General features: G+C 67.6%; 18 protein-coding genes and 3 tRNA genes. 5 read left to right on the top strand and 16 right to left on the bottom strand.

Translation table 11 applies throughout. The features are described from left to right. The first annotated feature begins 11 nt into the window (after window positions 1-11). Window positions 12-593: a hypothetical protein gene (locus POL67_RS19400; protein WP_271919093.1), complete on the top strand. Its 582-nt coding sequence runs from the start codon at window positions 12-14 to the stop codon at window positions 591-593. 1 nt (window position 594) lies between these two features. Here the strand turns inward: POL67_RS19400 and POL67_RS19395 are convergent, their stop codons facing one another. Genes POL67_RS19395 through POL67_RS19385 form a run of 3 tightly spaced genes read right to left on the bottom strand, consistent with a single transcriptional unit; the run spans window position 595 to window position 3,372 of the window. Next, window positions 595-1,797: a hypothetical protein gene (locus tag POL67_RS19395; protein ID WP_271919091.1), complete on the bottom strand. Its 1,203-nt coding sequence runs from the start codon at window positions 1,795-1,797 to the stop codon at window positions 595-597. 44 nt (window positions 1,798-1,841) lie between these two features. Continuing rightward, window positions 1,842-2,171: a hypothetical protein gene (locus POL67_RS19390; RefSeq protein ID WP_271919089.1), complete on the bottom strand. Its 330-nt coding sequence runs from the start codon at window positions 2,169-2,171 to the stop codon at window positions 1,842-1,844. A 7-nt stretch (window positions 2,172-2,178) separates the two neighbouring features. Next, window positions 2,179-3,372, bottom strand: a complete 1,194-nt coding sequence (locus tag POL67_RS19385) for an acyl-CoA dehydrogenase family protein (protein WP_271919087.1) — start codon at window positions 3,370-3,372, stop codon at window positions 2,179-2,181. 73 nt (window positions 3,373-3,445) lie between these two features. Between POL67_RS19385 and POL67_RS19380 the strand changes: the two genes are divergently transcribed. Beyond that, the gene (locus POL67_RS19380; RefSeq protein WP_271919085.1) at window positions 3,446-4,210 is read left to right on the top strand and encodes a crotonase/enoyl-CoA hydratase family protein; all 765 of its coding nucleotides are present in this window, start codon (window positions 3,446-3,448) and stop codon (window positions 4,208-4,210) included. 6 nt (window positions 4,211-4,216) lie between these two features. On the opposite strand, the gene POL67_RS19375 is transcribed toward POL67_RS19380, so the two are convergent. From POL67_RS19375 to POL67_RS19350, 6 genes are all read right to left on the bottom strand, one after another. Beyond that, complete coding sequence (locus tag POL67_RS19375; RefSeq protein WP_271919083.1) at window positions 4,217-4,702, bottom strand: Hcp family type VI secretion system effector; 486 nt, start codon at window positions 4,700-4,702, stop codon at window positions 4,217-4,219. Between the two features lie 123 nt (window positions 4,703-4,825). Continuing rightward, window positions 4,826-5,329 carry a type VI secretion system tube protein TssD gene (gene tssD / locus POL67_RS19370; protein ID WP_271919080.1) on the bottom strand — a complete coding sequence of 168 codons (504 nt, stop codon included), beginning with the start codon at window positions 5,327-5,329 and terminating at the stop codon, window positions 4,826-4,828. A 439-nt stretch (window positions 5,330-5,768) separates the two neighbouring features. Further along, a complete protein-coding gene (locus tag POL67_RS19365; protein ID WP_271919079.1) occupies window positions 5,769-6,683 on the bottom strand; it encodes an isoaspartyl peptidase/L-asparaginase in 915 nt (304 codons plus the stop codon). Continuing rightward, window positions 6,680-7,402 carry a hypothetical protein gene (locus POL67_RS19360; protein ID WP_271919077.1) on the bottom strand — a complete coding sequence of 241 codons (723 nt, stop codon included), beginning with the start codon at window positions 7,400-7,402 and terminating at the stop codon, window positions 6,680-6,682. The genes POL67_RS19365 and POL67_RS19360 overlap by 4 nt, the downstream gene beginning before the upstream one ends. Continuing rightward, window positions 7,402-7,950 (bottom strand): hypothetical protein, encoded by a 549-nt coding sequence (locus POL67_RS19355; RefSeq protein WP_271919074.1) that lies wholly within the window; start codon window positions 7,948-7,950, stop codon window positions 7,402-7,404. Before POL67_RS19355 ends, POL67_RS19360 begins: the two co-directional genes overlap by 1 nt. A 552-nt stretch (window positions 7,951-8,502) precedes the next feature. Beyond that, the gene (locus POL67_RS19350; protein WP_271919072.1) at window positions 8,503-9,078 is read right to left on the bottom strand and encodes a hypothetical protein; all 576 of its coding nucleotides are present in this window, start codon (window positions 9,076-9,078) and stop codon (window positions 8,503-8,505) included. A 357-nt stretch (window positions 9,079-9,435) separates the two neighbouring features. Between POL67_RS19350 and POL67_RS19345 the strand changes: the two genes are divergently transcribed. Together POL67_RS19345 and POL67_RS19340 are read left to right on the top strand one after the other, a co-directional pair. Continuing rightward, window positions 9,436-11,376, top strand: a complete 1,941-nt coding sequence (locus POL67_RS19345) for a hypothetical protein (RefSeq protein ID WP_271919071.1) — start codon at window positions 9,436-9,438, stop codon at window positions 11,374-11,376. 13 nt (window positions 11,377-11,389) lie between these two features. Continuing rightward, window positions 11,390-12,754, top strand: coding sequence for a pyridoxal phosphate-dependent aminotransferase (locus POL67_RS19340; RefSeq protein WP_276075795.1), 1,365 nt, complete (start codon window positions 11,390-11,392; stop codon window positions 12,752-12,754). On the opposite strand, the gene POL67_RS19335 is transcribed toward POL67_RS19340, so the two are convergent. The 3 genes from POL67_RS19335 to POL67_RS19325 are packed head-to-tail and all read right to left on the bottom strand — an operon-like array spanning window position 12,738 to window position 15,090. Continuing rightward, the gene (locus tag POL67_RS19335) at window positions 12,738-13,382 is read right to left on the bottom strand and encodes a hypothetical protein (RefSeq protein WP_271919069.1); all 645 of its coding nucleotides are present in this window, start codon (window positions 13,380-13,382) and stop codon (window positions 12,738-12,740) included. The genes POL67_RS19340 and POL67_RS19335 overlap by 17 nt on opposite strands. Then, complete coding sequence (locus tag POL67_RS19330; protein ID WP_271919067.1) at window positions 13,340-14,008, bottom strand: hypothetical protein; 669 nt, start codon at window positions 14,006-14,008, stop codon at window positions 13,340-13,342. The genes POL67_RS19335 and POL67_RS19330 overlap by 43 nt, the downstream gene beginning before the upstream one ends. Window positions 14,009-14,022: 14 nt before the next feature. After that, complete coding sequence (locus tag POL67_RS19325) at window positions 14,023-15,090, bottom strand: alpha/beta hydrolase family protein (RefSeq protein ID WP_271919065.1); 1,068 nt, start codon at window positions 15,088-15,090, stop codon at window positions 14,023-14,025. 95 nt (window positions 15,091-15,185) lie between these two features. On the opposite strand from POL67_RS19325, the gene POL67_RS19320 reads away from it, so the two are divergent. Further along, the gene (locus tag POL67_RS19320) at window positions 15,186-16,190 is read left to right on the top strand and encodes a hypothetical protein (protein WP_271919063.1); all 1,005 of its coding nucleotides are present in this window, start codon (window positions 15,186-15,188) and stop codon (window positions 16,188-16,190) included. Window positions 16,191-16,292: 102 nt separating this feature from the next. Here POL67_RS19320 and POL67_RS19315 read toward each other — a convergent pair. From POL67_RS19315 to POL67_RS19300, 4 genes are all read right to left on the bottom strand, one after another. Then, window positions 16,293-16,375, bottom strand: a tRNA-Ser gene (locus POL67_RS19315). A 94-nt stretch (window positions 16,376-16,469) separates the two neighbouring features. After that, window positions 16,470-16,557 (bottom strand) — tRNA-Ser (locus tag POL67_RS19310). Window positions 16,558-16,943: 386 nt separating this feature from the next. Continuing rightward, entirely contained in the window at window positions 16,944-17,459 is a 516-nt protein-coding gene (locus tag POL67_RS19305; protein ID WP_271919061.1) for an HNH endonuclease, read from the bottom strand. A 62-nt stretch (window positions 17,460-17,521) separates the two neighbouring features. Beyond that, a tRNA-Leu gene (locus POL67_RS19300) sits at window positions 17,522-17,594 on the bottom strand. Window positions 17,595-17,597: the final 3 nt, after the last annotated feature.

Here is a 17,597-nt window from a genome sequence, read left to right as displayed (position 1 = left end):
CGACGTCTATCATGGTTTCCCGGTACGCCACCCTCCTCGTCCTCTCGCTCGCCGCCTGCTCCAAGAGCCCCGCCGAGCCCGACCCGCCCCCGGCAACGGGGCCGCAGACGACCTCCATCGCCCCACTCGAGTGGGCCACGCCCGCGGCCTGGACGGTGCAAGATCCGCCCAAGAGCGGGCCGAAGAAGGCCGCTTATAAGACGACGAAGGCCGGCGACGACAAGGAGGAGGCCGACATCGAGGTCTTCTTCTACGGCACGGGCGCCGCGGGCGACCCGGAGAAGCGCTTCAAGGAGTGGTTCGGCCAGTTCGACGGGGATGTAGGGGCGCAGGCCAAGCGGGAGAGCTTCGACGTGGGCGCGCTCAAGGTCGAGACGGTCGAGGTGACGGGGACCTACAAGATCGCGCTCGGCCCGCCGGTGGGCCCGAAGAAGCGCGCAGCGATGCAGATGGTGAAGGAGAACTTCCGGCTCGTCGGTGCGGCCGTGAAGACCCCGGATCGAGGCACCTGGTTCTTCAAGATGTCCGGCCCGAGCGACACCGTGCAGGCCGCGCGCGACGCGTTCCGGACGATGCTGCAATCGGCGAAGTGACTCAGGGCGGCGGCGGGCCGCCCGGTTTGTCGTGGTCCCACGGGAACGCGTACGTCACGCACGGGGCCGAGAAGAGCCGGAGATCGCCGTCCGCGCCGACCTCCTGCGCCGACGAGATGACGGACTCGAAGGCCACGTTCCCCTCGGCGAACCCGAGCAGCTCGCACATCTCCTGATCACCAAACCCCCAGGTCACGGTCTCGTCGCGGGGATTGTCGTACTCGCAGCCGAAGCGGTAGCCCTCCGCGCCCGTCATGTCGATCGGCTTCTCGTAGACGCGGCCGTGCGCCTCCCCGTTGTAGGCCGAGAGCTCGAGAATGGTCTCGCCGTCGCGCGGACCGCCGAGGATCTCCAGGAAAAACCGCTTCGCCATCTCGTGGGTGTGCGGCAGGATGTAATACACGTTCTGATCGAACGTATTGCCCGAGGCTGCAAACGGGCCCTCCAGCGCGCACTCCCCGTAGAAACGCGATTTCGAGTGCGGCGGGATGGCGAGGCCGTGGTAGTCGAGGTGGAACGGGGTGAGCTTGTGCTTCACCTCCTCCTTCGGCACGCCGTAGAGCGTGAGGCTCAGCGTGCCCGTGATGGGCGCCTGGGAGGTGTTGAGCAGGTGAACGTCGCCGATGATGCGTGAATACGGCGGGATGCGGACCGCCACGCCGTCCGGGAATTTCTGCACCTCGCGCTCGGTCTGCGTCGATTGCGCGTAGATGACGCCGCCCACGAGCGCGGCCGAGACCTGATCGTAATCCCGCTCCGAGCATTTCCAGACGCCGTCGGGGCCGTCGAACTTGTCCGAAGGGACGAACGTCCAGTTGGAATGGTGCGAGGACTCGTTCTGCTGGAGCTCAACGGCGTTGACCCAAATTTCGGTCGCGTTGTTGAGCGTGACGCTCTGGCAGAGCCCTTTGATCTCCTGGCCCGCCTCCACGGTGAACTCGCCGAAGGTATGTGCGAGCGGCGTCCCGGAGAGTTTTTCGCACGTCCCCGAGGACGCAGCATGCTGGCCGCTCGGGCACCCCTCGCAACGCGCGCCGGCCCCGTCCTCGACGCAGATCTTTTGATCGGTCGCGCAACCGAGCGCGACACAAGCCGCGCTCGGCCCGACGTCCGGGCTCCCCGGGCTCGCGTCCCCTCCCCCGCACGCAGCGAGGACGAACGGCGCGAGACCCAGCAAGATCGATGAGAATGATCGGCTTTTCATGAGCCCACCTCCAAGGTGTCGAGTGTAGGCCAGGCCGAGCGTCGTCAATTGGGCAATCCCGCGCCGAGGCGGAAGTAAATCGACCGCCGCACGCCACAAGCCGGGCAGACGACACGCGCGATGCGAAGGCGCGACGTCCCGACCGTCTCCGCGAGGTGCTCGTCGACGCGCACCTCGCCGCTGCAATGCACGCAAGGCATCCCGCGCGCCGCGACCTCGACCTCGGAGGCGCTCGTGATCGCGATGGGCCGCTCGGGCGAGCCGCCCGGTTCGAGCGAGGCGAGGCGCTCGCGATCCCGCACGAGCTTGACCGCGGCGCGCTCGGCTTCCCGGCGCTGCGCGCGGGCAGAGAGAGGCTTTTTCTTGCCGGTCATGCCTTGCCTACACGAGGAGATCGAGCCCCCGCGTGAAGAAATCGCGGGCGATCACGACCTCGTGCACCTCGTCCGGTCCGTCCGCGATCCGCGCGCTCCGCGCATAGCGGTACCAGGCCGAAAACGGCACGTCTTCGCTGTACCCGAGGCCGCCGTGCATCTGGATCGCGTCGTCGAGCACGTCGCAGAGCAGCCGCGCCACGTGGAGCTTCGCCATCGACGAGTACGGCCGCGACTCCTTGTCGAGCCCCTTCTCCAGCATCGACGCGCAATGGTAGGTCATCAGGTTGCCCGCGTGGATCCCGAGCGCGTGGTGCGCGATCTTCTGCTGGATGAGCTGATGCTGCGCGAGCTTCTTGCCGAAGCTCTCGCGCGTCACGAGGTACTGCTTGCACATCGAGAGCGTGCGATCGGCAAGTCCGAGCCAGCGCATGCAATGGGTCAGGCGCGCCGGCACAAGCCTTTGCTGCGCGAGCCGAAAACCGTCGCCGACGCCCTTGAGCACCGCGTCGTCGCTCACGCGCACGCCGTGGAACGCGAGCTCGCCCTCGCGGTGATCGAGCAACGGCTCGGACATCGTCGGGATGTCACGCACGTACTCCACGCCCGGGGCATTCCGATCCACGAGGAACATCGTCGCCCCGCCCTTCGGATCGTCGCTCGTCCGCGCCATCAGGATGAGGAACGAGGCGTCCCGGCCGCCCGTCGAATACCACTTGCGCCCCGTGATCACCCAGCCGCTCCCGTCGCGCTCGGCGCGGGTGCGCAGATTCGAGGGATCCGCGCCAGCGCCGGGCGCGGGTTCGGTCATGCAAAACGCGCTCGTGATCAAGCCGTCCGCGAGCGGGCGCAGATAACGCTCCTTCATCGCCTCGGTGCCCACGCCGAGCAGCAGATCCATGTTGCCCTGGTTCGGCGCGTCGCAGTTGAACACCTTTGCGCCCACGGGCGAGCGGCCCATCTCGCGGAAGAGCACGCACATGCCCATGATGCCGAGCCCGCGCCCGCCGTACGCCGGCGGCAAATGCGGCACCCATAGGCCTTCGGCCTTCGCCTCCGCTTGCAGCCGCGACAAGGTCTCGCGTTTGCCCTCGCGATCCTCGGCCACGATCTTCGCTTCGCTCGGGACGACGCGCTCCTCGACGAACGCCCGCACCTTCTGCCGAAGCTCGGCGATTCCCGGGTCCAATTCGAAATTCATGCTCGCCTCTCCGTTCGCCTCGCGTATCGCCCGCGGCCTTGCGGCGCGCCCCGCACGCTTCATACCATGCCCCATGAGCGTGCGCGTCGAACGATCGGGCCCCGTCACCACCGTCCTCCTCGACCGGCCGGAGCGGCGCAACGCCGTCGATCGCGCCACCGCCGAGGCGCTCGCCGACGCCTTCTGCGCCTTCGAAAGCGATCCGCATGCGTCCGTCGGCGTGCTGCACGGCGATCACGGCACGTTCTGCGCGGGCGCGGATCTCAAGGCGATCGCCGCGGGCGCGCCGAACCGCGTCGACGCCGAGGGCGACGGGCCCATGGGCCCAACGCGCATGCTTTTGCAAAAGCCGGTCATCGCGTCCGTCGCGGGGCATGCCGTCGCCGGCGGGCTCGAGCTCGCGCTCTGGTGTGATCTCCGGATCGTCGAGGACGACGCGGTGCTCGGCGTGTTCTGCCGTCGCTTCGGGGTCCCGCTCATCGACGGCGGCACCGTCCGCTTGCCGCGCCTCATCGGGCTCAGCCGCGCGCTCGATCTCATCCTCACGGGCCGGCCCGTCGACGCCGAGGAGGCTTTGCGCATCGGCCTCGCGAATCGCGTCGTCCCCAAGGGCCATGCACGAGAGGCTGCCGAGAAGCTTGCGCACGAGCTCGCTGCGTTCCCGCAGCTATGCATGCGCGGCGACCGCCTGAGCGCCTACGAGCAGTTCGACCTCCCCCTCGGCGACGCATTACGCAACGAGCTTCGCCACGGCCTCAATGCATTGAGCGGCGAATCCCTCGAAGGCGCCTCCCGCTTCACCCAGGGCGCGGGCCGCCACGGAAGCACCGTCGGCTAAACGCCGTTACCTCGGCGTCTCCCAATCATCGTCTGCTGAGATTCCGCCCTCGTTCCACGTCCAGACGATCTTCTGGTACGTGAACGAGATCTCTTCCCGTTCGGGGAGCTGCGACGCGATCTTGCTGCGCGTGCTCGGCATCCGGAAGATGATCGAGCTGATGTTCGCGTTCTCGAGGCGCACCGTGTAGTGCTGCTTCTCGATGCCGGTTTTGTCCGGCGTGTAGAACTGGAGCTCGAAGCTCTTGATGTTCTCGTTGTTGCAGAGAACGCTGTAGAGCAGCGGCGAGGACCGATCGAGGACCTTGGTCACGACGAACGGCTTGTGCACGCGTTTGCCCGTAGGGCGACCGCTCGCCGGGTCGCGTGGGCTCACGATCTCGTGCATGGCCGCGATGACCTGAATCGATCCTTCGCGTCCTTTTTGCGTGACCGAGCCCAGGATCGCGCCCTGTTTTTCCGCGACGATTCTCAAATGCGCGTTCAGGGCCATCGGGGATCCATCAAGCCTCGGCACCAATCCTGGAAGAGCTTACTCTGCCCCCGTCCTACGGACAAACGAAAACCGGGCGGCACGTTGGCCGCCCGGCTGATTTCGCTGGACGTTAGTCCAACATCAGGAGAGGGGCGTCTCCCAGTCGTCCTCGGCCGTGATGCCGCCCTCGGTCCACGTCCAGATGATCTTCTGGTACGTGAACGCGATCTCCTCGTACTCGGCGTACTTCATGAGATCGGGGTTCCGGTTGTTCGGCATGCGGAAGTTGATCGACGCGATGTTCGCGTTGATCAGCTTCACCGTGTAGTGGTTCACCTCGGTGCCCACGCCCTGCTGCGCCTTCACCTGCGGCGTGTAGTGCTTGAGCTCCCACTCCGAGATGTTCTCGTTGTTCACGAGCGAGCTGTAGAGCAGCGGCGACGCCTTATCGAGCTCCTTCGTCACGATGAAGGGCTTGTGCATGCGCTTGCCGGTCGGCAGGCCGCTCGCCGGATCGCGGGGGCTCATGATCTCGTGCGAGACCGCGATGATCATGATGCTGTTCTCGCGACCCTTCTGGGTCACGGAGCCCTTGATCTCGCCCTGCTTCTGCCCCTTCAGACGGAGATACGCATTGAGAGCCATGTTGACCTAACCTGTTCCTTCGTCGGCAATCTACCTGGACTCAGTCTACGCCCCATTGCGCGCTGGCAGATATCTCACCCCTCGGGAACGAGATGGTTCACCGGATTCAACCGTTGCCGAACCCGCGACCTCACGGGCACCGAGAAGGTCACCGTGTGGTGGGTTCGTATGTTCGGAGTTTCTGCCCGGCCGTCAAGCATTTCTTCGATCCCCCCTCTCCTCATTTTTGCGCGCACCGCCCCCGTCCGACGCGCGTGCACGGCGAGCGTAATATTTCCAGGACGACAAAACGAAAGCCGCCCCCATCCCCGCGCCGATCTATCCGGATTCACACGGGATCCAGGGAAAGCGCAGGGACGGGTCGGCTTTCGTTGCAAAAAAATTGACGAGCGCGGGCCGGTTGTGCATCGCGGCCGATCGCCCCGCCGAACCGCAGGATCTAGAAGCCTGACGCTTCGCCTTCGGCCCACGTCGCGGCCCACGACATCGACGCCGTCGAGCGCGAGAGGCCGTAGTTGCCGCGCGGATCGATCGCGATCGCGCCGCCCGTCGATCCGATCCGGGCACGCAAATGCTCGATCGACCGGCGGACCGCCTCCTCCGCCGCCACGCCCCCGCGCATGTGCTCCACGGCCGTCCGCGCGATGCAGAGCCGGATCATGCCCTCGCCGTGGCCCGTCGTGGACACCGCGCCGGCCTCGTCGTCGGCGTACGTGCCCGCGCCGATGATCGGCGAATCGCCCACGCGTCCCACGCGCTTGTTCACCATGCCGCCCGTGCTCGTCGCCGCCGCGAGGAGCCTATGGCCGTCGAGCGCCACCGCGCCGATCGTGTTGCCCGCCCAGCCCATCGGCGCCGCGCCTTCCCGCGCCGCTGCGAGCGCCTCGCGCGCTGCCTCCGTGACAAGCGCCTCGTCCCCGACCGGGACGAAGCCACGCGCGCGGGCGAACCTCGCAGCCCCCTCGGACGCGTAAAGCACATGGCGACCATCATCGAGCGCGGCGCGCGCGATCGAGATCGGATTCGCAAAGCCGCGCAGGTCGCACACCGCGCCGGCTGCGAGGCCGTGCCCCTCCATGATCGAAGCGTCGTGCGCGACGCGCCCCTCCTCGTCGAGGCACGCGCCCGTGCCCGCGTTGAAGAGCGTGTCGTCCTCGAGCGCGCGCGCGGCGCGCTCCACAGCGTCGAGCGCGCTGCCGCCCTGCCGCAGCACCTCGAGGCCCGCGCGCGCGGCGCGGAGACAACCTTCCGCGTGCTTCGCGCGACGCTCGGGTTTGACGTTGCCGGCGCCGCCGTGCACGACGACGCCGAACCGGCCCAGGAATCCGCCCTGCGATACGATCGGTTCGCTCATCGGGGAGGGGCGGGACGGTAGCGCGAGACGAGCGCATGCGCGAGCAGGACGAGCGGCGGGACGCACACGACGAACGCGCTCGCGCGGCCCGCCGCGACGAACTGGAACGCGGCGATCATGGCGACGACGAGGAGCACGGCGAACGCGGCGCGGCCAGACGAACCCCCGTCCCGCGTGGCCCCGAGCGGCGCGGCAAACGCGAGGAGCACGAGCGCGATCCCGACGGCCGCGCGACGCTCCCCGACGGGCGCCCCTGCCGAGGCCTCCGAGGCGCGCGCGGCGACCTCGAGCGCGCCGCCGGGCCCGAGCCTCGTGCCGCGGATCGCATCACGCATGCCCCCGTCCGGTTCGGCGATCCAGACGCTCGGCGCCGCGGGCCTCGGGAACAGCGGTTCGAGATCGGCGACCTCGGCGAGCACGAGGGCCGGGCCGATCGCCGCGACGATCGCCCCGCCGAGCACAGCGCCGCGCATCACACGGAAAGGATCCGCGCCGAGCGCTTCGAGCGCGCGCGTCTCTCCGCGTGCACGAGCGATCCTCGCCGCCGCGAGCGCGCCGATCCCGCCCGCCGCCGGCGCGAGCGCCGCGCAGAGCGCTGCACGTTGCGCAAAACCTCCGCCCTCGTCCGTCGCCGTGACGACGAGCAGCACGACACACCCGATGAGCGCGGCGATGCTGAGCGCACGGCGCGCGAGGTTCCTGTCGTAGGCCGAGAGCATCAGGGCGGCGCGACGGTTCGCTCAGCCGAGAGTACGTACGTCATCGCGCACGGCAGCGCTGCGAAGGTCGGCTGCGCGCCTGTCACGAGGTCCGTGCAGTTCGAACCTTGCGACGGCGTGAACGAATACGCGAGCTCGCCCGTAAAGCCGCCCTCATCCTCGTCGAGCAGCCCTTCGGCGCGATCGCCGCGCACGATCGTGCAAGGCGGCAGGTTGCTCGGCGTCTCGCCTGCGCGCATGTCGACGACGAGGCTCGTCGTGAAGGAGAAACGTCGACCGTCGGAGCCGAGCGTCCCAGGAGTGACCTCGGCGCCGCTGTCCCAGTAGAGATCGCCGTCGCCACGCGAGAGGCGGACCTGGAACTCCCACGTCGCTGGGGAGCCGAGCGCGTTTTCCCCGCACGTCGTCGTCTCGCGCGTGGCGGAGACCTCGTACGTGCCGAGCAACTCCCCGGGGTGATGGGGATCGACCTTGCCGTCGCCGCAACCCACGAAGCAGAGCGCCCCGGCGAGGCCAACGAGGAAGGTGTTTCCAGCGGAGGGGGACATCGCCGTGAGCGTGGCGCGCTCCGCTGCGCGAGCACAAAAAAAGAGCGGGCCGGAGGTCTCACCTCTGGCCCGCTCAGGCCCCACATCCCTGGCCTGGATTCCGCGTCGACTCCCGTCGATGTCGAGATCCAGGCGGAGGCCAACTCTGACCCGGCCCGCCGGTGAAGAGGCGCGCCCTATGGCGCCTCCATGCCGGAGGACCTGATGCCCAGCGACGCGAACGCCGCTACGAGCACCTCGTGATGGTCAGTAGCCCGAAGCCTCCGGGTTAGAGCCACGGGTATTCTGCATGGTGACCATCCCTCCTCCGGCTTGCCGGCACCCCGTTGCCGAGCCTGCGCTCGCGCGCTCGGCAGGCGTGGGTGTTCGTTCGAAGCATCGTCGTGCCAAGGGCGCGGCGATGTGGTTTCGTACCGACGCCAGGGTGCTCCCCAGCAGGACCAATCCCGGACGTGAATCCCTCCGATACTGCTCCGACCCTATCACCTCAGCGTCCACGGTGCAAACCGCGAATCGCGAGAAAACCAGGCGATCGAGCGCTGCTTTGTTGCTTCACGCGGACGGTGACGGATCGGTCGGCTCGAAGCTCGCGGCGCCCGCGCTGCTCTGACCTTGCCGCACGCGCGACAGCACCGCGTCGAGGAACGACTTCGGATGCACACCGCTGCGCACGATGCGGCGGCGCTGCGGGAGCGTGACCGACTCGACCGCGAGCGACGTCGCCGTGCCGCGCCCGTACGAGGCGAGCGTGACGACCGCCGTCACCTTCGTGCCGTCGTGCGTGCGACAGATCGTCACGGTGCGACGCACCTGCTCGTCGTCCTCGGACCAGCGCGCGAGCCAGTCGTCGGTCCTCCCGTCGGGCTCCACGATCACGAGCCGCGCGGGCATGGCCACGGCCGGATCCTCGGCGGCCGAGAGCGCCTCGCGAAAGCCGAGCACGAGCCTGCAGGGCAGCGGCTCCGCGGCGTCGCCGGACTCCAGCACGAAGCCCATCTCCCCTTCCTCGCGTTCGCCGCGACCCGATCGCTCGACCCGCGAAGGCGGGCTCTGATCACCGCGCGACGACGGCTTGCCGCTGCCCCCAGGCACCACCGCGAAGAATGGCGAAATCACTTTCGTGACCACGGCTCGACGATACACGAGCAGCACGCCGAAGCGCGCGGGATTTCGCGTCGGATCCGCGTCTCTCGGGCCTCCGCCCGAGGCGGGAAGACGAGCCCTTCCAGTATCGCCTCGGGGACGTTCCCCGAAGCGCTCCGGTCCCGTCCGGTCCTCCCCTGGGGCCGTGCCCGAACGAGGCTGCGAAAGGCCGTTTGCGGCGGGCGACCATGGGGGACTGACGCGCCGCGTGAAACGACGTGGCTCATCGCACTAGGCAATCGGTCAAGGTCCGCCTAAGGTGTCGCCGAACGTCCGGCCCGCTCTCGGCGTCTTGACCGTCCGTGGCGGCGGGTGCGGCCCTCCTTTCGCACGAAGCGTCGAATGAAGCAGCTCAGCATCCCGCAGATATTTCTGCTCGTCCTCGTCAGTGCCCTCTACTTCTTCCTTCTGTGGTTCGTGGACCGGTCCGTCGACGAGCGCGTGCGCGTCTGGTTCCGGTACCTGGCGGTGATCGGCACGACCGCGCTCGCCACGTTCGGGATCACGAAGCTCACCGACGACCACGCCCGCACCGTCGACATCATGAAGGCGGCGCTCGCCATCACGGCGGCGGGCTGCGTCTTCTACGAGCATCACCGCGCGGCGATGAAGCGCCCGGTCTCGGAGCGCTGGAAGAAGTACATCGGCGTGACGCTCGCCGTCGCAGCCATCGTGGCTTACTTCAACGGGTTCCGCTTCGGATACCCGCAGTATTACCATCGATGGGACCAGTTCCACTATTACATGGGGGCCAAGTACTTCAAGGAAATGGGGTACGACGGCCTTTACAAGTGCTCGCTCATCGCGCAGGACGAGCTCGGCGTCGTCAATTACAAGCACGTGGACGGCCGGGCCGAGCGCATCGACATGACGAAGGAGGTGCGCCACCCGGACAAGAAGATCCGGAACCTCGGCGGCGACAACCTCCTCGTCCCGGCCGCGCAGTTCCTCGAGAACCCCGGCGAGACGTGCAAGAACCATTTCCCGCAGGAGCGCTGGGAGAAGTTCAAGGAAGACGTGAAGTTCTTCCGGGCCGTCTCGGGCAAGGGCTACTGGGAGGACATGCAGAAGGACCACGGGTACAACCCGCCGCCCGTGTGGACCATCATGGGCCGGTTCTTCGCCGAATTGCAGCCGGCCAGCGTGTGGTATTGCCAGTTCCTCTCGGCCCTCGACATCGTGTACACGCTGGGCATGTTCGTCGCCCTGTGGTGGGCGTTCGGATGGCGCGTCTTCGCGGTCGGGGCGATCTTCTGGGGCTGCCAGTCGTCGGCGCCGTTCTACTGGACCGGCGGCGCGTTCCTGCGGCAGGACTGGCTCTTCTTCCTCGTCCTCTCGGTCAGCCTCCTCCGGAAGAAGTACCCGAAGCTCGCGGGCGCGGCGCTCGTTTATGCCGGGCTCTTGCGTATCTTCCCCGGCCTCTGCGTGGTCGGCCTGCTCGTCACGGTGGGCTGGACGATCGTGCGGAAGCGCAAGATGACGGGCGAGCAGGTGCAAATGCTCCTCGGCGGCACGGCCGCGGCGGCGGTGCTCATTCCGCTCAGCCTTGTGGTGTCCGGCCCGCGCTCGTACCACGATTTCTACAAGCACACGCTCGAGGTCCACGACCAGACCCCGCTCACGAACCACATGGGCCTGCGCGTGCTCGTCGCGCACGACATGAAGGCGCAGGCGATCTCGCAGATCGGCGAGGCGCTCACGCCGATCTCAGAGCGGCTCAAGGCCCGCGGCCTCATGAACCCGGACACGGTCCAGAAGATCAGCGACGTGTTCCATTACAAGGAGGCTGCGAGCAAGGCCTCCGGGCGCATGAAGTTCACGAAGGACGTCAAGCTCACCGACCCCTTCGAGACCTGGAAGAACATGCGCAACGAGCGGTACAAGAAGTACAAGATCGTCGCGTACCTGATCATCGGCCTCACCCTCGCGCTGAGCGTCTGGGTGCAGCGCCGGATCAAGAACCTGTGGGTCGCGCAATGCCTGGGGCAGGTCTGGATGATCCTCTTGTCCCAGCTCACCTGTTATTACTACTCGTTCATGATCCTCTCGGCGCCGCTCACGAAGGTGCGGAGGGATTTCGAGGCCCCGCTCTTCGGCCTCGCGGCGCTGAGCCAGTTCGTGTGGATCAGCTCCTACTGGAACGACGACAAATACACGGCGCTCACCCTGATCTCGCTCGTCTTCTGCCTCGGCCTCTTCCTCGCGCTCATGCCGAAGACGGTGGAGCCGAAGATCGTCCCCCTCCAAGACGAGCCCGACGCGACGCCCCCTGCCAAGGCCTGACGGATTCATCGCCATGAGCACGAACGACACGATCGACACGCCTCCGCCCTCTGAAATCGAGGCCCCTCCGGCGCCGAAGATGCGCAGCGAGCCCATCCTGCGCGGGCCGAATGAAGAAAAATCCCTCGGCGCGTTCCGCAAGGTGCCACGGACGGGCGTGATTTACGTGATGGGCGAGGCCACGAAGCACGGCTATCGCCCGGGCGTGGACACGGGCGAGGACGCCTGGTGCAACCTCGGCCAGGGCCAGCCCGAGACCGGGGCCTTGCCGGGCGCGCCGCCGCGCTGCGAGGCCGTGACGATCACCGGCGACGATCAGGAATACGCGCCCGTCGCCGGCCTGTGGGAGCTACGCGAGGCCATCGCCGATTTCTACAATCGCGCCTACCGGCGGGGCATGCCCTCGCGCTACAGCGCGGAGAACGTGAGCGTCTCCGGCGGCGGGCGCGCCTCGCTCACACGCGCGGCCGCGGCGCTCGGCCAGATCAACCTCGGCCATTTCCTCCCCGATTACACGGCATACGAGGAGCTGCTCGACGTCTTCCGCCTCTTCTCGCCCATCCCGATTCTCCTGGAGAGCGAGCGCGGGTATGCCTTCTCGGTGGGTGACCTCCGGCGGGAGATCCAGGGCCGCGGCCTCGGCGCGATCCTCACGTCGAACCCGTGCAATCCGACGGGCAAGCACGTCCGAGGCGAGGAGCTCGCCGCGTGGGTCGGCACCGCGCGCAACCTCGATTGCACGATGCTTTTCGACGAGTTCTACTCGCATTACGTCTACGGCCTCGGCGGGCCCGCGCCGATGGAGAGCGCGGCGCGGTACGTGGAGGACGTCGATCAGGATCCCGTGGTCATCTTCGACGGATTGACGAAGAACTGGCGCTACCCGGGCTGGCGCGTGACCTGGACCGTGGGTCCGCGCGAGGTGATCGACGCGGTGGCGAGCGCGGGCAGCTTCCTCGACGGCGGCGGCTCGAAGCCGATGCAGCGCGCGGCCGTGCCCCTGCTCGACATGGAACACGTGCGAGCCGAGACGGCGGCGATTCAGCGGACGTTCTCGAAAAAACGCGACCTCATGCTGGAGGGCCTCCGAAAGCTCGGAATCCAGGTCGACGTGGCGCCCGAGGGGACGTTTTACGTCTTCGGCTCCGTAGCGGATCTCCCGCCGGGCATCAACGACGGGCATTCGTTTTTCCGGGCCGCCCTCGAGCACCGCGTGATCGTCGTGCCGGGCGAGTTCTTCGACGTGAACCCGGGCAAACGAAGGGCGCACCGGGCCTCGCGATTCCGGCACCACGTGCGGTTCTCGTTTGGCCCGGGCGAGGAGTCGCTGACGCGCGCGCTCGGCCGGCTCGAAAAAATGATCAAGAGCCACGCGTGACGCCGAGCCCGAGCGCCCGCTCGAGCGTGGCGTCGTCGAGCTCCTCCTCGGCGGCGCTCTCAAGCGCGGCGCGGAGTTCCTCGTCGGCGCTCGTCTCCGCGGCGATGCGGATCCGCGGCGCGGCCTCGGGCGCGGCAATCCGCAGGATCATCGCGGCCCCAATCCTGCGGCCGCGATCCTCGCCGGGATCTTCGAGCACCGCGAGCAGCGCCTCGTCCGTGACGGTCGCGTTTCGATAATCGCCGCCCTGAAGCAGCCCGAAGAGGGCCTTGCGCCATTCGGCGAGAGTCCTGCCTTTGCGATCGAGCAGCTCACGCACGCGCGCTGGCGAGTCGCCCGCCGCTCCCGCCGCGCGCGCCTCCTCGATCCGGCTCGCCGCTGCGACGACGAGCGCGGGCTCCCCTTGCATTTGCAGCGTCGCGTCGTCCTCGTTTTTCGGGAACAACCGCAATCGATCCCCTTCTGTCGCCACGTGTCCGAGGGACGCATACGGAAGGTATGTCTTCGAGAACGGGTGCCGCACGAGCACGCCATCCGTACCCACCACGATTTCGGTTGGCTTCCACGCGCGCACGGAGAGCAGGGTCAGCACTGCCGTGCCCGTCGCGAGCCCAAAACCGAGCTCCATGCCGAAATGCCGACGTTCTTGAGCGCGACGAGAAACAGGGCACCCAGGCCAAAGCTCACGGGCAAGCCCACGCACCCGGCCGTGACCATTCGTTGCGGCGAGGCCAGCCGGATCGTCACGCGGCGCTCGTCCGCGGAAAATCCGAGCGCCTCCACGGCGTCGCGCGCCATCTCCTCGTCCGGCAGGTGGATCGCGAGGACATCGCCTCCCACGAGGTGCACCTCGATGCCCTCGCTCGGGGCGCAATGGACCACGGCGTCCGTGATCTCGCTGCGCTCGATGCGGCGCTCGTGTCCCATCTTGCGAAAAGAAATCCCGCGCGAATCCAGCTCCGCCCTCGTGAGCTCGCGCCAGCCGGCCCTCGTGGGCCGCGCGAAGAGGGCGCTCAGGAGAACCAGGGCGGGGCAGACGAGGAGAAAGTAGACCCACACGAACGCGATGGCGCGCGCGAGTTCCAGGGGCCACGCGATGCCGAGGACGTCGTACAACGTCTGGAGCAACAGGGAGACGATGGGCGGCCCGAGCGCCAAAACGAAGCTCGCCCAGCCGAGGCGCCGCGCGACCCGCAACCTGCGCTCGTGCACGGTGACGCACTCGAAGACCACGGGCCGGCGCGCTTCGTTCATCGCCGCTCGCCCGCCTAGCGTCGCGAAAAAAGCCCCAGGCGCCCGAGCATCCGGCCCACGGCGCGGAAGGCGTCTGCCCGGCCAAACTGGAGCAAATGGCCGCCGTGGAACGTCTCGAGCGGCGCATTGAAATGATCGGCGAGGCGGCGCGCGTGATCGACGGGGGTGATCTTGTCCTCGCTCGCCGCGAGGACGAGCACCTGATCCGAAGGGATCCGCGAGGGCCGCGCGAACGGGCTCACGACGCGGTGCACGGCATCGAGCTCCTCGTACTGGCGGCGCTGCTCCTCGGGGCTGCCCACGAACCGCCCAGCGGCCCGCGCGACGTCGGCGAGCGAGGCGAGCGGGATGATGGGGACCGCAAACGCGACGCGATCGTCGACGGTCGAGAGCAAGCTCGTCGAATATCCGCCGAGGCTCATGCCCATGACGCCGACGGCCTCGGACCCGCGATCCCGCAGGAACGAAAGGAGCGCGCGCAAATCGAGCACGGTCTGGCGAAAGCCCTCGTTCGTGACGCGCGGATCACTGCCGGGAAACCGCGGCGAAGACTCGTGCGAGCGCACGGCGTGGAAAGGCAACACGAAGAGCGCGACGTCGAGGCCACGGTCGTAGAGCCATTGCACGGGCCAGATCCGCTCTTCGAGGCGATACTGGCCGCAACGGTACCCGTGAATCAGGATCGCCGCCGGCCGCGCAGGCCCCGCATGCAAAAAGAGCCGCGCCGCCGCGGTGGCGTTCGCCTCGTGCGAAAGGTATCTCTCGCGGACGTCGGCGGCGATCGGATCGAACCGACTCGGCCACGTCAGATCCAGCACCGTGCCCGGCTCGGGCCCGCCCATCGGCCGCACCCGCGTGATGGAGGGCGTGAGCGGCGCGGGTGTCGGGAAAAACCCAAGCTCGTAATGCTCGGGCAAGTCGTAGATGCTCCGCAAGAGCGCGAGCGCTTCCATGCGCGCTGCGTGGCCGAGCGCCTCGGGATCCGGCTGCGGGCTCTTGGGCCGGCCGCGCCGGAGGAGCAAGGCCCCGCCCACGGCAGTATCGAAGCGCGAGGCCGCAGTGCTGAGAAGGCTGCGTAGCACGAAGCGCTCATACCACGGAGAGCGCCTCCAACGGAAGCCTCGGGCCGACGCCGGCCATTGACGCGCGCTGTCGAAGGACGCAACGATGCCGCTTCATGCGCGACGAACCCGCCACGGTGACCGTGTCGATGGACCTGCCCTCCTCGCTGATCTTCCAGCGCCTCCGCGCGCTCGGCCGTGTGCTCGGGCTGCGCATCACGCTCGGCGGCCGTACGCTCGATCTCTCCCTCGAAACCGGGGCCTCCGAGCGTACGCCCTCGTGGTCCGCCGGCGACGTCGAGCGTCCGGAGACGCTGAACTTCCGCACAAGGCAGCCCGAGGTGGGCGGGCTCCTGTGTCCGAAGCTCTTCGGAAACCCGCCCGATTTCCGGCGATACGCGCACGTCGCGATGGTCGATCCCGTGGTCCCCTGGCCCGCGCGGCTGCTCCTCGCACCGCTCCTCGCAATGACCGAGGATGACCTCCTGGAGCTCTCCTACAAGGACCCGGCCACGCTCCTTTCGCGCGTCGGCGAGGCCGAGGCCGCAGGGCAGCGCGTGAATGGTTGGTCCCCGAACGAGCTCGTCTGGTGGTCGATCCCCCTGATCGCCCCTCCCCTGCGCGCGGCGAGCGTGGAGGAATCCCTGGCGCTCGTGGGCGACGCGAGCTTCGGCCGCGCAATCCATGATGCGTATCGGCGCATCGTGAACCGGAGAAACCGGCTCCGTCGATTGAAGGAGCTCGACGCGCCGGCCGTCATCGTCGAGAACGAGCGTCGGATGGCGATCGAGGCGGTCGACCAGCTCCTCGCGAACCCCGATCTCGAAAAGCCCTGCATCTACGAGGACGAGGACGACGAAGAGGGCAAGCGAACACCGATGATGGACGCGACCACGCTGTTCCTGGAGGCGCTCACGCCCGCGCTCGTGGAGATCGCCCGGACAAACCCAAGTGGCGGCGGGTGGATCACGAAGGCCGCAAGCCTCCGCGCCGCGCGGGGCGGAACGGGGTCACGCGTCTCCGCCTTGTGGAGCCTCGCGTCCGAACGCCCGCAGGAGCCGCTCGGGGAGGAAGGCATGAAGGTGCTCGTGCTCTCGGGGCTCGAACATCTCGTGAAATGACGTCGGCGGAAGCGGGGTGAGTCGAACACCATGCCGGAGGCACGCACCGAGTAGCAAACGGGCTCGGCCCCACGGCCGATTCTCGCTTCCAGAAACAAACGGCGGAAGACGGAGGACTCGAACCCCACACCCGTGGGTGCCCACTGTTTTCGAAACAGGTCTGATCCCTGATCAGTTCGTCTTCCAGCATGGCAGAGAGCAGAGGAGTCGAACCCCGCAGCGAGGCTGCCCTCCGTGTTCAAAACGGCGCCGGGTCCACACCCGGAATGCTCTCTACGGCGGAAGAAGGAGGACTCGAACCTCACGCCCCTCGACGGGGCGCGCACTGTTTTCCAAACAGGCCTGATCCCTGATCAGATCTTCTTCCAAATCCCCCTCTCGGCGCCGCAGCGCCGCGGGGGGTGAAGGTCGTGGGTACGTTGGACGGTCATGCTCAGAACCGGCGCCCAGGGCGTCCTCGATCCGCGAGCAACCGCGCCGAGTCGGGCGCGTTGGAAGGCGACGCCGCGCTCATCGAGCGCGCACCTTCCGGCGATGAAGCCCCGTTCGCCTCGACGATCCGCGAGGCGATCGCGAGCAGCAGGACACCAACGAGCACGACTGCAGCGACGGCTGCAGACTCCATGGGCAAACGAATCCGAACGCCCTCCATTTGATTCATATCGAGCGTCACAAGTATCTCCTCGGTAATGGATTGTTCAAAAAAGGTTCCGCGGGCGCGCTTCGCCCAGCCGCGAAGCGCGGGGGGGAACCTCAGCTCGCAGCGCAGTAATGCACCCAGATCTCGGGGATTCTGCGCGCGCCGAGCCGGACGACGGGGGCCGCGGGCAACCACCGGGGCTTCTCGGGCTTCTTCAAGAGCTTCATGCCCGCCTGCTCCGGGGTGCGACCACGCTTCTTCGCATTGCAGCTCTGGCAAGACGCGACGATGTTCTCCCATACCGTCCGGCCACCCTGCACGCGCGGCAGGACGTGGTCGTACGTGAGATCGCCCGCGTCCTTCTGGACGCCGCAGTACTGGCAGCGGAAGTCGTCCCGCACGAACACGTTCGTGCGGGAAAACTTGATGCCGCGCTTGTGCGAATTCCCATGACGCTTCAGCCGGACGACGGCCGGCGCGCGAATGGTCATCGTGGGCGAACGAATCTCGTCGTCGTACGTCTCGAGTACCTCCACCTTCCCCAGAAAGCTCAGGGTCACGGCGGTCTGCCAGGAGATGACCTGATGTGGCACCATCCAAGGCGTGAGCAGCAACGTTTGCGCGGTCATGATCCACCTCTCCGTCTACCGTCTCTTCTTCTTCATTGTTTTCTCCGACTGCGATGATCCGGTGCTCGGAGGGGGATTCGAACCCCCAATCGACCAGGTTTGAGCCGGCCACGTTTGCCATTTCGTCACCCGAGCAGC

This window comes from Polyangium mundeleinium, from assembly GCF_028369105.1.
Taxonomy (GTDB): Bacteria; Myxococcota_A; Polyangia; order Polyangiales; family Polyangiaceae; genus Polyangium; species Polyangium mundeleinium.
Note: the sequence above shows the minus strand (reverse complement) of the source record. Positions and strands in the feature narration are given on the sequence as shown.

Coding starts and splice junctions, on each gene's coding strand:
- POL67_RS19400 (WP_271919093.1), top strand. CDS start 12: ATGGTTTCCCGGTACGCCACCCTCCTCGTCCTCTCGCTCGCCGCCTGC.
- POL67_RS19395 (WP_271919091.1), bottom strand. CDS start 1,797: ATGAAAAGCCGATCATTCTCATCGATCTTGCTGGGTCTCGCGCCGTTC.
- POL67_RS19390 (WP_271919089.1), bottom strand. CDS start 2,171: ATGACCGGCAAGAAAAAGCCTCTCTCTGCCCGCGCGCAGCGCCGGGAA.
- POL67_RS19385 (WP_271919087.1), bottom strand. CDS start 3,372: ATGAATTTCGAATTGGACCCGGGAATCGCCGAGCTTCGGCAGAAGGTG.
- POL67_RS19380 (WP_271919085.1), top strand. CDS start 3,446: ATGAGCGTGCGCGTCGAACGATCGGGCCCCGTCACCACCGTCCTCCTC.
- POL67_RS19375 (WP_271919083.1), bottom strand. CDS start 4,702: ATGGCCCTGAACGCGCATTTGAGAATCGTCGCGGAAAAACAGGGCGCG.
- tssD (WP_271919080.1), bottom strand. CDS start 5,329: ATGGCTCTCAATGCGTATCTCCGTCTGAAGGGGCAGAAGCAGGGCGAG.
- POL67_RS19365 (WP_271919079.1), bottom strand. CDS start 6,683: ATGAGCGAACCGATCGTATCGCAGGGCGGATTCCTGGGCCGGTTCGGC.
- POL67_RS19360 (WP_271919077.1), bottom strand. CDS start 7,402: ATGCTCTCGGCCTACGACAGGAACCTCGCGCGCCGTGCGCTCAGCATC.
- POL67_RS19355 (WP_271919074.1), bottom strand. CDS start 7,950: ATGTCCCCCTCCGCTGGAAACACCTTCCTCGTTGGCCTCGCCGGGGCG.
- POL67_RS19345 (WP_271919071.1), top strand. CDS start 9,436: ATGAAGCAGCTCAGCATCCCGCAGATATTTCTGCTCGTCCTCGTCAGT.
- POL67_RS19340 (WP_276075795.1), top strand. CDS start 11,390: ATGAGCACGAACGACACGATCGACACGCCTCCGCCCTCTGAAATCGAG.
- POL67_RS19335 (WP_271919069.1), bottom strand. CDS start 13,382: ATGGAGCTCGGTTTTGGGCTCGCGACGGGCACGGCAGTGCTGACCCTG.
- POL67_RS19330 (WP_271919067.1), bottom strand. CDS start 14,008: ATGAACGAAGCGCGCCGGCCCGTGGTCTTCGAGTGCGTCACCGTGCAC.
- POL67_RS19320 (WP_271919063.1), top strand. CDS start 15,186: ATGCGCGACGAACCCGCCACGGTGACCGTGTCGATGGACCTGCCCTCC.
- POL67_RS19305 (WP_271919061.1), bottom strand. CDS start 17,459: ATGACCGCGCAAACGTTGCTGCTCACGCCTTGGATGGTGCCACATCAG.